The sequence below is a fragment of the Streptococcus gordonii genome, assembly GCF_001553855.1.
In the GTDB taxonomy this organism is placed as follows: domain Bacteria; phylum Bacillota; class Bacilli; order Lactobacillales; family Streptococcaceae; genus Streptococcus; species Streptococcus gordonii.
Genome location: NZ_LQWV01000004.1, coordinates 1 through 13080, shown reverse-complemented (window position 1 = coordinate 13080; position 13080 = coordinate 1). Strand labels below are relative to the sequence as shown.

Sequence of the window (13080 nt, the reverse complement as noted above, 5' to 3'; positions counted from 1 at the left end):
ATTTTTAAAGGCATTTTTTAAGTTTTGAAATCGGTTTTTTATACAGTTTTTTGTTATAATAAATGTTATGTAAAAACTAGATAAGAAAGGAAAAGGACATGCCAGAGTATTTGTCGGTCTCGACCTTGACCAAGTATCTGAAGATGAAGTTTGAGCGGGATCCTTATTTGGAACGGGTCTATCTAACAGGCCAGGTGTCTAATTTCCGCAGACGACCTAATCATCAGTATTTTTCATTAAAGGATGAAAATGCCGTCATTCAGGTCACGATTTGGTCTGGCGTCTACCAGAAGTTGGGCTTTGAGCTGGAAGAAGGAATGAAAATCAATGTGATTGGCCGGGTACAGCTCTATGAGCCGAGCGGTTCTTATTCTATCATCATTGAGAAGGCAGAGCCGGATGGTATCGGAGCTTTGGCTATTCAGTTTGAACAGCTTAAGAAAAAACTGGGAGAAGAAGGTCTTTTTCAAGATAAATTCAAACAGTCTCTTCCCCAATTTCCTAAGAAAATCGGTGTTGTAACTAGTCCCAGCGGAGCGGTTATTCGGGATATTATCACGACGGTCAGCCGTCGCTTTCCGGGAGTGGAGATTGTTCTTTATCCGACAAAAGTGCAGGGAGATGGTGCTGCAGCGCAGATTGCTGACCATATCAGATTGGCCAATGAGAGGTCGGATTTGGATGTACTGATTATTGGTCGAGGTGGCGGTTCTATCGAAGATCTCTGGGCTTTCAACGAAGAGGAAACGGTTCGAGCTATTTTTGAGTCTAGGATTCCTGTTATCTCTAGTGTCGGCCATGAGACAGATACGACTTTGGCGGACTTTGTAGCAGATCGCAGGGCTGCGACTCCGACGGCTGCGGCCGAACTAGCAACACCGGTCACCAAGCTAGACCTGCTGGGACACCTGCAGCAGCAGGAAAACCGCATGTCACGAGCGATTTCCAATCGCCTGAGCTATTATCGAGAGGGCCTGAATAAACTGACCCAGTCGGTTATCTTCCGACAGCCAGAGCGGCTTTACGATGGTCATCTGCAGAAGTTAGACCAACTCAACCTACGACTGAAGCAAAAAATTCGCGAATATTATAGTGAAGAGCAGCAACGGGTCAAAATATTGCAGCATCGTTTGGAAGCATTGAATCCGCTCAGTCGCGTTCAGCGTCTTCGGGAGCAGACTGTCCAGCTGGAGCGTTTGCTGCGCAGCAACATGGCGGTCATTTATGATAACAAGGTGGCACAAGTCAGGAGATTGTCCGAGGCCTTACTTATGCTAGATACCAGTCGAATCGTGGCGCGTGGCTATGCTATTGTTCAAAAGAATCAAAAGGTTGTCGAGTCAAGCGCAGGCATTGAAGAAAAAGATGAGCTGACCCTGCTTATGCGGGATGGGCAGCTGGAAGTAGAGGTAAAACATGTCCAAAGAAAAGAAATTTGAAGAAAATTTAGCAGACTTGGAAGTTATTGTCCAAAAGCTGGAAAATGGTGATGTAGCCTTGGAGGAGGCGATTGCGGAATTTCAAAAGGGGATGAAGCTTTCAAAGGAACTCCAGGCTAGTATAGACAAGGCAGAAAAGACCTTAGTTAAGGTTATGCAGGCAGATGGTACAGAAACGGAAATGGAATGAACCAGGAAGAAAAAATAAGACAGATAGACCAGACAATCGCTAACTATTATAGTCAGCAAGCAGTGTCAGATTCCTTGGTAGAATCCATTCTCTACTCTGTTCAGGCAGGTGGCAAGCGGATTCGACCTTTGCTACTATTAGAGCTAGTTGAGGCATTTGGATTGTCTCTTCAGCCTGCACATTTTCAAGTGGCGGCTGCATTGGAAATGATTCATACTGGAAGTCTCATTCATGATGATTTACCAGCAATGGATGATGATGACTATCGGCGTGGGCGTTTGACTAATCATAAAAAATTTGGTGAAGCCACGGCTATATTAGCAGGGGATTCTCTCTTTTTAGATCCATATGGCTTGATAGCTGTAGCAGAATTACCGAGCCGGGTTAAGGTGAATTTGATTATGGAACTATCGCAAGCAGCTGGTACCTTCGGTATGGTTGGGGGGCAAGCCCTCGATATGGAAGGGGAAGGCTGTCAGCTTGATTTGAAAGAACTTCAGGCTATTCACGCTTACAAAACGGGCAAACTCTTAGCCTTTCCTTTTGTAGCAGCAGGATTGCTGGCGCAGGTTGATGAAGGAGTCCAAGCTAAACTTCGCCAGATTGGTGAGTTGATTGGTTTAGCATTTCAGGTTCGAGATGATATTTTAGATGTGACAGCAAGCTTTGAAGAATTGGGTAAAACACCTCAAAAAGACTTGGTTGCAGCTAAGTCTACCTATCCGGCTCTTTTAGGGTTAGAAAAGGCAAAGGAGACTTTGGATCAAGTCTTAGATCAGGCTCAAAATTTACTGAAGGAGATCGCTCAGAATCGCCCCTTCTCAGGAGAAAGTCTCACGAAAATCATAGAAAGTTTGAGATTATATGACTAAGGAAAGAGTAGACGTTCTAGCTTTTAAACAAGGGCTTTTTGAAACTAGAGAGCAGGCAAAACGGGGGGTGATGGCTGGCCTAGTTGTGTCAGTTATCAACGGTCAGCGCTTTGATAAGCCAGGTGAAAAGATTGATGATACAACCGAACTAAAACTTAAAGGCGAAAAATTGAAGTTTGTCAGCCGTGGTGGACTAAAATTAGAAAAGGCCTTGCAAGCTTTTGGGATTTCAGTGAAAGAAAAAGTAACGCTGGATATTGGTGCCTCGACAGGTGGCTTTACGGATGTTATGCTGCAAAACGGTGCAAGTCTCGTCTATGCTGTTGATGTTGGTACTAATCAATTAGCATGGAAACTTAGGCAGGATCAGCGCGTCATCAGTATGGAACAGTTTAATTTTCGCTATGCTTCAGTAGCTGATTTTGAACAAATACCGCAGTTTGCTAGCATTGATGTCAGCTTTATTTCTCTGAGTTTGATTTTACCTGCCTTGAAAGAAATTTTGGCTGAAGAAGGGCAGGTTGTTGCCTTGATAAAACCTCAGTTTGAAGCAGGTCGAGAACAGATTGGTAAGAATGGCATCGTCAAAGACAAAAAAGTCCATGTAGCGGTCTTAGAAAAGGTCACTTCCTTTATGGTAGAACTTGGTTTTTCTGTCAAAGGCTTGGATTACTCTCCTATTCAAGGGGGGCACGGCAATGTTGAATTTTTGGCTCATTTAAAAAAAGAAGCTCAACCCCAAAATCTAGTAGCAGACTTAGTCGGTCCAGTGGTTGAGGCAGCGCATAAGGAATTTAAGGATGAATAAAAAAGAAAGACTAGAAAAGATTAGACGATTTGTCAATGATTTTGAGATTGGTACGCAGGAGGAGATTGTTACTTATTTAAGACAGTCAGGAATTAAGGCAACACAGGCGACGGTTTCTAGAGATATCAAGGAATTAGGGATTGTAAAAACTCCACTGAAGAACAACACCTATATTTATGAAATTCCCAAGTCGATGAGCAGTAGTTTAAAGTTAGCTGAGAATACAATTCTAGAAGCTAGCTCCTTAGGAAATATGATCAATCTAAACTTGGTTCCTGGAAGCACAGCTGTCATTAAAAGACAGATCACAGAAGCATTCTCAGAAAAAATTTTTAGTATTATCACAGATGATGATAGTATTTTGATGATTCTTAAAGATAAAGAAGACATTTCAAGAATTTTAGACGTTATCGAGAATTGGTAGGAAAGCCATGTTATTAGAAATTTCTATAAAAAACTTTGCTATTATTGAAGAAATCTCTCTTCATTTTGACCAAGGGATGACGGTCCTGACCGGTGAAACTGGGGCAGGGAAGTCCATCATTATTGATGCTATGAATATGATGCTGGGTAGCCGTGCTACTACTGATGTCATTCGTCATGGAGCTACTAAGGCTGAAATTGAAGGATTGTTTTCATTGGGAAATAGCTCAACTTTAGAAGCAATTTTTGAAGAGCAGGGCTTGGAATTGACTGATGAACTTATTATCCGCCGAGAAATTCTGCAAAATGGCCGTAGCGTCAGCCGGGTTAATGGACAGTTAGTTAACCTATCAGTTTTGAAGGCTATTGGTCAACATTTAGTAGATATTCATGGCCAACATGATCAGGAAGAATTAATGCGTCCTCAGCTTCATATAGCCATGCTGGATGAGTTTGGAGATGAGGATTTCGTTGCCTTGAAAGCCTTCTATCAAGAAACCTTTGATCACTATCGACAGCTTCGTAAACAAGTTCTGACCTTGCATAAAAATCAAGAGGAGCATAAGGCTCGCATTGAAATGCTAGAATTTCAGATGGCTGAAATTGATAGTGCTTCCTTGAAAACTGGTGAAGACAAAGCTCTCCACCAAGAACGTGATCGCTTACTCAATCACAAGCTGATTGCTGATACCTTGACCAATGCATACGCTATGTTGGATAACGAGGATTTTTCTAGTCTGGCTAATGTGCGTTCAGCTATGAACGATATGGAGTCTATTGAAGAATATGACCCAACATACAAGGAATTGTCTTCTAGTCTTTCTGAGACCTATTACGTTCTGGAAGATGTGACTAAACGGTTGGAGGATATCTTAGATGGCCTAGATTTTGATGGCAACCGCTTGATGCAGGTTGAAAGTCGTTTAGATTTGATTAACAGTATCACTCGTAAATATGGTGGCCAAGTAGATGATGTTTTAGAATATTTTTCACAAATATCGAAAGAGTACCAGCTACTGACAGGCAGTCACTCATCTTCTGAAGATTTAGAGGCAGAACTTAAAGATTTAGAAAAGCGTTTGGTAAATTTTGCTGGACAGCTTAGCCAAGCAAGACATGAGTTGGCTAAACAGCTTGAGTCGGAGATTAAGCAGGAACTGCAAGATCTCTATATGGAAAAAGCGAATTTTCAAGTTCAATTTAACAAGAGCAAGTTTAACCGTGAAGGTAATGAGCAAGTTGAGTTTTATATTTCAACTAATCCTGGAGAAAGCTTTAAGCCTTTAGTTAAGGTTGCATCAGGTGGGGAATTATCTCGTCTGATGCTTGCAATTAAATCAGCTTTCTCTCGGAAAGAAGGAAAGACTAGTATAGTCTTTGACGAAGTTGATACAGGAGTTTCGGGTCGTGTAGCCCAAGCTATTGCACAAAAAATCCATAAGATTGGCAGTAATGGTCAGGTTTTAGCAATCTCTCATCTGCCACAAGTCATTGCCATTGCAGACAAGCAATTCTTTATTGAAAAAATTTCTGATGAAAATTCTACTGTTTCAACTGTTCGTCTCTTGGACTTCGATGAGCGAGTGGAAGAAATTGCTAAGATGTTAGCTGGTGAAAATGTAACAGAAGCCGCTTTGAGCCAGGCGCGTGAATTATTAAAGAAATAGGCTTGCAGAAGTACTTTTGATCAAGAGGGGGAGAAAGATGACTGATTACTTTGTTATTGGGGATGTTCATGGCAAGTATGACATGCTAAATGACTTATTGCAAAAGTGGGATGGTCATTCTCAGCTGGTCTTTTTAGGTGATTTGATTGATCGTGGGGAAAATAGCCGAGCTGTTTTAGAGAAAGTTAGAGACTTGGTAAATCAGCAAGGAGCGATTTGCTTATCAGGAAATCATGAGTTTATGTTTCTGACTTGGTTGGATAATCCAGCTAAGTCTTATGACCATTACCGCCGAAATGGTGGGGATACAACTATTAATTCTATTTTGGGACGGCCTTTGGATGCTCCTGTTGATGCCGTATTGGATGCGCAAGCTGTTTTAGAAAAGGCACCAGATTTAGTTGAATTTATCCGTAAAATGCCTTTTGTGCTGGAGACAGATAAATATATTTTTGTTCATGCTGGGATTGAATTAGACCTGGATGATTGGCATGATACTTCAGACTATCAAAAAGTCTGGATTCGAGCTCCTTTCCATGAAGGAGACAATCGTACAGGGAAGACGATAGTCTTTGGCCATACACCAACTTTCTATCTTTTCCATGAAAAACCTGGAATCAGCCAACTTTGGCAGACATCAGATGGGAAAATTGGTATGGATGGCGGTGCTGTCTATGGTGGTGTCTTGCACGGACTACTTTTGGATGATTCGGGGATTAAAGAGCATCACTTTATAAGAAATGACCAATGTTCTTCAGAAGGTTAGCCATTCCAAAAATGAAATTATTTTGATATAATAAAAACAATAAATGCAATAAGTAGGGAAAAAATGGCAAAAATAAAAATTGTAACCGATTCTTCCATCACGATTGAACCAGAAGTTGTAAAAGATTTAGATATCACAATTGTTCCGCTCTCTGTCATGGTTGACGGTGTAGTTTATTCAGATTCGGATTTAAAAGAGGGTGAATTTTTACGCCTGATGAAGGAAAGTAAGAATTTACCAAAAACGAGTCAGCCTCCGGTGGGAGTCTTTGCTGAGGTGTTTGAAACACTGGCAGAAACAGCTGATCATATCATAGCTATTCATATGTCACATGCTTTGTCTGGTACTATTGAAGCAGCAAGGCAGGGCGCTACTCTAGCTAATGCAGATGTGACCATCATTGATAGCTCTTTTACAGATCAGGCTCTTAAATTTCAGGTGGTAGAGGCTGCTAAACTAGCTAAAGATGGTGCTGAATTGGATGAGATTTTACAAAGAATAGAAGAAGTAAAAGAAAAATCCGAACTTTATATTGGTGTTTCGACTCTTGAGAACTTGGTTAAGGGTGGGCGAATCGGTCGGGTGACTGGCTTAATCAGCTCATTGCTTAATATCCGAGTAGTGATGCAAATGAAAAATCACCAGCTCCAAACAATTGTAAAAGGCCGAGGGGATAAAACCTTTAAAAAATGGTTGAATGAGCTGGAGGATAAGTTGACGAATGTAGATATAGAAGAAATTGGCATTTCCTATGCAGGAACTCCTGCTTATGCTACAGAAATGAAAGAAAGATTGCAAAAGTTTGTTGAAAAATCAATTTCTGTACTCGAAACTGGGTCGATTATTCAAACGCATACTGGCGAAAATGCTTGGGCAATTTTAATTCGATACCGCTAAGTATTAAATAAGAAAAATCAAAGGAAATCAGCCTAGAAAAATTGTAAAAACGTTGTTTTAGGCTTGACCTAAAAACGTTTTTAAGTTATGATAGTACATGTTAGGGTATTCATTACCCGATAAAATTTTTGGAGGATTTGTTAAATGGCTAACAAACAAGATTTGATTGCAAAAGTAGCAGCAGCTACAGAATTGACTAAAAAAGACTCAGCAGCAGCTGTTGATGCAGTATTTGCTGCTGTAACTGAATACCTTTCAAAAGGTGAAAAAGTTCAATTGATCGGTTTTGGTAACTTCGAAGTTCGTGAACGTGCAGCTCGTAAAGGTCGCAACCCACAAACTGGTAAAGAAATCAAAATCGCAGCTTCTAAAGTTCCAGCTTTCAAAGCAGGTAAAGCACTTAAAGACGCTGTTAAATAATCTTGATTTTCAAAGCCTATTGTATCAACGTTTTGACGTTGTGCAATAGGCTTTTTTTGTTGCTTTGGGGCAAAGTTGGGGAGATTATCTGTTTAATAGTTTAACAATATGTACGTCTATTTTTGAGTGATGTGTGTAAGTAGTTATATAATAGCTATAGAATCTGAAAGATAACTACTTTTAATGTTCAATTATTTTCAATGCTTTTTTGCAATTAAATGATTTAATAAAAATATTCCAAGTCAGATTAATGATAGAGAGTAAAAAACCTATTGATAAAAATTCTTATTTACAATCATTCTTAATAGTCAAGATAGCTAATACATGATATAATGTAGGTAGCTAGTAAGAATAGGGAAGAAGAATATGAAAGAACATAAACACCATATGGACCAGAATAAAGAATACTATCAAGATGTACTGAAACATTTGAGAGAAAAAGGAGTCCGTATTACAGAGACTCGAAAGGCTGTGATTGATTTTATTATCCAAAGCCACGATCATCCCAGTGCTGATATGATTTATCAGGCTCTACTGCCTGCATTTCCAAATATGAGCCTGGCAACAGTTTACAATAATCTCAAGGTTCTCATTGATGAGGGCTTTGTCTCCGAGCTTAAGGTCCGGAATGATACTACAACTTATTACGATTTTATGGGCCATCAGCACCTTAATGTTATCTGCGAAAAATGCGGTCGGATTGCTGATATGGATTTAGATTTACCAGATGTTCAGCAAGAAGCTGCAGACCAGACGGGATATCAGATCACTAAGAGTCAAATGGTGGTCTATGGTATCTGTCCAGATTGTGTGGCCCGACAGCAGGAAGCTAGTTAATAATAGAGGGGAAGTTGGGACTGCTTTCCCTTTTTGCTAGCTCCAATATTCTGGTTAAAAATATCACAAATATCTTACTGAGACTAGCTTTTTAAGGAAAAATTTTGTAAAATATAATGGTAGCTGTATGACAGTTTTCAAAAATTAAAGGAGAATTTCTAATGGTAAAATTAGTTTTTGCTCGCCACGGTGAGTCTGAATGGAACAAAGCTAACCTTTTCACTGGTTGGGCTGATGTTGATTTGTCTGATAAAGGAACACAACAAGCGATTGACGCTGGTAAATTGATCAAAGAAGCTGGTATCGAATTTGACCAAGCATACACTTCAGTATTGAAACGTGCGATCAAAACAACAAACTTGGCTCTTGAAGCTGCTGACCAATTGTGGGTTCCAGTTGAAAAATCATGGCGCTTGAACGAACGTCACTACGGTGGTTTGACTGGTAAAAACAAGGCTGAAGCTGCTGAACAATTTGGTGATGAGCAAGTTCACATCTGGCGTCGTTCATACGATGTGTTGCCACCTGCAATGCCTCGTGATGACGAATACTCAGCACACACTGACCGTCGTTACGCTTCACTTGACGACTCAGTTATCCCAGATGCTGAAAACTTGAAAGTGACTTTGGAACGTGCCCTTCCATTCTGGGAAGACAAAATCGCTCCAGCACTTAAAGATGGTAAAAACGTATTCGTAGGAGCTCACGGTAACTCTATCCGTGCCCTTGTAAAACACATCAAACAATTGTCAGATGACGAAATCATGGGTGTGGAAATTCCTAACTTCCCACCATTGGTATTTGAATTCGACGAAAAATTAAACGTAGTAAAAGAATACTACCTTGGAAAATAATAGTTAGAAAACAGGGGGCTTAGGCTTTCTGTTTTTGATTTATTTGATATAATAGACAGTATATTTAAAGCATGTGCAATTCTATAGAATTGCGACAGAAAGGATTTATGTGAGAAAATCATTTTATAGTTGGCTCATGACTGAGCGCAATCCAAAAAGCAATGAACCAAAGGCGATTTTAGCAGATTTAGCTTTTCAAGATACAGCTTTTCCCAAGCACACAGATGATTTTGATGAGGTCAGTCGTTTCTTGGAAGAGCATGCTAATTTTCCTTTTAATCTAGGCGACTTTGATGCTATTTGGGAGGAATATCAAGCGCATTAGAGAAAGGTTCGAAATAGTCTTTTTGGGCTTGCTTTGATATAATAGAGGTAATCCATAAAAAATACAAATGAGAGAGGTTCTTTGTTTGCAGGAACATTCAATAGAAATTAAATTGAGCCATCCAGATGACTCATTCCACCTTTTTGGATCTAATGAACGACATCTGCGTCTGATGGAGCAGGAATTGAAAGTCACCATCCATGCCCGGACCGAGATTGTGCAGATTTTAGGTACGGAGGCTTCCTGTGAGGAGGCTCGCCAGGTGATTCAAGCTCTCTTGGTCTTGGTCAATCGTGGCATGACCATCGGAACGCCCGATGTGGTCACAGCCATTACCATGGTCAAAAATGATGAGATTGATAAGTTTGTTGCCCTTTATGAAGAAGAAATCATCAAGGATAGTTACGGTAAGCCGATTAGGGTCAAGACACTCGGCCAAAAAATATATGTGGACAGTGTCAAGAATCATGATATTGTCTTTGGGATAGGACCAGCTGGTACAGGGAAAACCTTTCTGGCGGTGACCTTGGCGGTGACAGCTCTCAAGCGAGGGCAAGTCAAGCGAATTATCCTGACACGTCCAGCGGTAGAGGCTGGTGAGAGTCTGGGCTTTCTGCCTGGTGACCTTAAGGAAAAGGTGGATCCATATCTGCGGCCGGTCTATGATGCCTTGTATCAGATTTTGGGCAAGGACCAGACGACACGCCTCATGGAGCGAGAAATCATTGAGATTGCTCCCCTGGCCTATATGCGGGGTCGGACGCTGGATGATGCCTTTGTAATTCTAGATGAAGCGCAAAACACGACCATCATGCAGATGAAAATGTTTCTAACTCGGCTGGGCTTCCAATCTAAGATGATTGTTAATGGAGATATTAGCCAGGTTGACCTACCTCGCAATGTTAAATCAGGACTCATTGATGCCCAGGAAAAATTAAAAAATATTTCTCAGATTGACTTTGTGCATTTCTCGGCTAAAGACGTGGTTAGACATCCTGTGGTGGCGCAGATTATTCGAGCTTATGAACCGGTAAATCCTATCAAATCTGACGCCTCTGAAGTAGCAGAGAAGGAAACTGAATAAAGAAAAAGAGCAGATTGATTTCTGCTTTTTATTCTGCGATTTTTAGTCTGATTTGATTCGTAATATTAGGACCAAAAACTACCAAATATAATTATGAGTTAGACGAATTGAAAAAATCTAGCGCAATAAGGTGTGCAACAAAATTGAAAATCGGACAGTAAAAAATCTGGTATAAAAGGCGAAATTTTTGTTTTTATAAGATGATAATATCGTTAATATATGTATTATAGAGAGAAGGAATAGAAAAATAAAAAATAGTAATTATTTTCTTGATGCTACTTTCATTTACAATATTTTTGTGATAGAATGTGGTGAATATGTCTATTAAAAATGATTGGATACGGATCATTTTTAGTATGGAGATAAATTATGAAAAGGAGAAGTCGGATGAAGATGCGATTTGCTACCAATTTTGGTAGAAAGACGAAGGCGTTTATCGGCCTAATCGTTTTATTTTTTTCTATTTTTCTTCTTCCAATTCAGTCTTATGCTGCGTTAGAAGAGATTAAAAATGGAACGGATATCTCTACCCTAGATATTCGTAAGTTTAATTTGAATATCAACAATGTCAGTGTTTTATCCAAATCACAGTCTGTTGATCAATTTCATTTATCAAATCCCCATTATGAATATCTAAGTGGTGGTGCCTATCCAGGTGAGATGGAGAACTTTACTCTCAAAGTAGATAAAAGTAAAAAACAGGATCAAGTTTTTGAAAATCCTCTTTCTCTAAAATTCACAAATATTGGAACCGTTAATGGTAAGCAAGTAGATGCTTATCTAAATTTCAATAAAGTAACCCTACACTATCTAAACACTGCTCAAGCAGAATCTGAGATGAATAGCGCTCAAAAATCTACTGTTGAATTTTTCTCAATCTCAGAATTGTGGGAAAGCAATGCATTTGAAATTGGGAATGTCCCTTATGTGGATGCGAATCATGATTACATCATGAATAAGGCATTTTGGATTGATGCTGATGTTACGGCAGAAATTCGCTATGCAGATGGAACAGAGACTGACTTAAAATTAGTCATGAAACCAACTGATATTGATGCGATTGATGCAAATAATTTGAAGGAAACATTCTACGTTAAAAACTATCAGAATGATGTAAATCTTCGATTAATGAACAATGCCAATGTTTTGGTACAGGAAGAAGCAAGTGACCGTACTTCATGGATTGCTACTCAAATAACAGGTGGTAGTTACTATGAAAATAACGTTTCAGGTTTAGCGCTTCGTTCAAATAGTAACAGTATGAATTTCGGTTATTCATCAACTGAAACCTGCTCGGCGGTATTTGGGCTTTATATTGAAAAGATTGATCCGCGACCAGTTCTTGAGGTAGATCCAGCTGAGATTCCAGCTAAGGAAGGACAAGATGTAACATATAAAGCTACTTTTAAAGTTCCGGTTCCAGGTAAGGACATTTTAGCAGCCCCTTCATCTATTGAAATGGTTCAAAAATTTGATGAGCGTTTGGATTATAAAGAACTTAAAGTTGAATCAGGTGGAGTAACGCTGCAAGAAGGTCGTGATTATACGATTGAAAAGACAGGTCAAACAGTTACTGTTAAAATGACACCTGAATACCTAAAAGGAAACTCTTCGACTGATATCATTATTACATATAAAACTGCTACAAACAAAAAGGTAGAAGAAAAAGGTTCTGAAAAAATCGACAACACTGTAACATTGCATGTTGATAATTTATCAGCTCCTTCTAATCAGGTAAGTACTGCTCTTCTTTATGAAAAGCATCATGAGTTTGTGAGTGGAACTCCAGGTAAAGAACTTCCACAAGAAGTGAAAGACCTGCTTCCAGCAACAGAAAATAATTTATCTAATGGAAGCCAAGTAACCCCGACTCAACCAAGTAAAACAGAGGTTAAGACAGCAGAAGGCACATGGAGCTTCAAGTCATATGACAAGCCGTCTGAAACTATCAATGGAGCGGATGTTAAGTTTGTAGGCACTTGGGAATTCACCCCGGCGCCAACCTACAAGGCAACTCACGAGTTTGTGAGTGGAACTCCAGGCAAAGAGCTTCCACAAGAAGTGAAAGTCCTGCTTCCAGTAGCTCAAACAGACTTGAAAGATGGTAGTCAAGCGACTCCAACGCAACCAAGTAAAACGGAAGTTAAGACAACAGAAGGCACTTGGAGCTTCAAGTCATATGACAAGACTTCAGAAACCATCAATGGAGCAGACGCACACTTCGTAGGCACCTGGGAATTCACTCCAGCGCCAACCTACAAGGCGACACACGAGTTTGTGAGTGGAACTCCAGGTAAAGAACTTCCACAAGAAGTGAAGGACCTGCTTCCAGTAGCTCAAACAGACTTGAAAGATGGCAGCCAAGCGACTCCAACGCAACCAAGTAAAACAGAGGTTAAGACAGCAGAAGGCACTTGGAGCTTCAAGTCCTACGACAAGCCGTCTGAAACCATCAATGGAGCGGACGCACACTTCGTAGGCACCTGGGAATTCACCCC

General features: G+C 40.1%; 14 protein-coding genes. All 14 read left to right on the top strand.

Annotation, left to right across the window (positions count from 1 at the left end; genetic code table 11):
- The first annotated feature begins 98 nt into the window (after window positions 1–98).
- The gene (gene xseA / locus AWH02_RS02370) at window positions 99–1439 is read left to right on the top strand and encodes an exodeoxyribonuclease VII large subunit (protein ID WP_060554041.1); all 1341 of its coding nucleotides are present in this window, start codon (window positions 99–101) and stop codon (window positions 1437–1439) included.
- On the top strand, window positions 1417–1629 hold the full coding sequence (locus AWH02_RS02365; protein ID WP_060554040.1) for an exodeoxyribonuclease VII small subunit: 213 nt from the start codon (window positions 1417–1419) through the stop codon (window positions 1627–1629). Before xseA ends, AWH02_RS02365 begins: the two co-directional genes overlap by 23 nt.
- Window positions 1626–2501 (top strand): polyprenyl synthetase family protein, encoded by an 876-nt coding sequence (locus tag AWH02_RS02360; protein WP_060554039.1) that lies wholly within the window; start codon window positions 1626–1628, stop codon window positions 2499–2501. Before AWH02_RS02365 ends, AWH02_RS02360 begins: the two co-directional genes overlap by 4 nt.
- Window positions 2494–3309: a TlyA family RNA methyltransferase gene (locus tag AWH02_RS02355; RefSeq protein WP_045501931.1), complete on the top strand. Its 816-nt coding sequence runs from the start codon at window positions 2494–2496 to the stop codon at window positions 3307–3309. Before AWH02_RS02360 ends, AWH02_RS02355 begins: the two co-directional genes overlap by 8 nt.
- Entirely contained in the window at window positions 3302–3733 is a 432-nt protein-coding gene (locus tag AWH02_RS02350; RefSeq protein ID WP_053794832.1) for an arginine repressor, read from the top strand. The genes AWH02_RS02355 and AWH02_RS02350 overlap by 8 nt, the downstream gene beginning before the upstream one ends.
- A gap of 7 nt (window positions 3734–3740) precedes the next feature.
- On the top strand, window positions 3741–5399 hold the full coding sequence (gene recN, locus AWH02_RS02345) for a DNA repair protein RecN (RefSeq protein ID WP_060554038.1): 1659 nt from the start codon (window positions 3741–3743) through the stop codon (window positions 5397–5399).
- A 37-nt stretch (window positions 5400–5436) separates the two neighbouring features.
- Entirely contained in the window at window positions 5437–6165 is a 729-nt protein-coding gene (locus tag AWH02_RS02340) for a metallophosphoesterase family protein (protein ID WP_060554037.1), read from the top strand.
- Between the two features lie 63 nt (window positions 6166–6228).
- The gene (locus AWH02_RS02335; protein ID WP_045501950.1) at window positions 6229–7062 is read left to right on the top strand and encodes a DegV family protein; all 834 of its coding nucleotides are present in this window, start codon (window positions 6229–6231) and stop codon (window positions 7060–7062) included.
- A gap of 144 nt (window positions 7063–7206) precedes the next feature.
- On the top strand, window positions 7207–7482 hold the full coding sequence (locus tag AWH02_RS02330) for an HU family DNA-binding protein (RefSeq protein ID WP_008809079.1): 276 nt from the start codon (window positions 7207–7209) through the stop codon (window positions 7480–7482).
- 366 nt (window positions 7483–7848) lie between these two features.
- Window positions 7849–8319, top strand: coding sequence for a peroxide-responsive transcriptional repressor PerR (gene perR, locus AWH02_RS02325; protein WP_012000173.1), 471 nt, complete (start codon window positions 7849–7851; stop codon window positions 8317–8319).
- A 161-nt stretch (window positions 8320–8480) separates the two neighbouring features.
- Complete coding sequence (locus AWH02_RS02320) at window positions 8481–9173, top strand: phosphoglycerate mutase (protein WP_008809077.1); 693 nt, start codon at window positions 8481–8483, stop codon at window positions 9171–9173.
- Window positions 9174–9282: 109 nt separating this feature from the next.
- Window positions 9283–9498: a YozE family protein gene (locus AWH02_RS02315; protein WP_008809076.1), complete on the top strand. Its 216-nt coding sequence runs from the start codon at window positions 9283–9285 to the stop codon at window positions 9496–9498.
- A gap of 85 nt (window positions 9499–9583) precedes the next feature.
- A complete protein-coding gene (locus AWH02_RS02310; protein ID WP_060554092.1) occupies window positions 9584–10582 on the top strand; it encodes a PhoH family protein in 999 nt (332 codons plus the stop codon).
- 387 nt (window positions 10583–10969) lie between these two features.
- Window positions 10970–13080: isopeptide-forming domain-containing fimbrial protein (locus tag AWH02_RS02305; protein WP_236708891.1), on the top strand; the 2111-nt coding region annotated here is incomplete at its 3' end.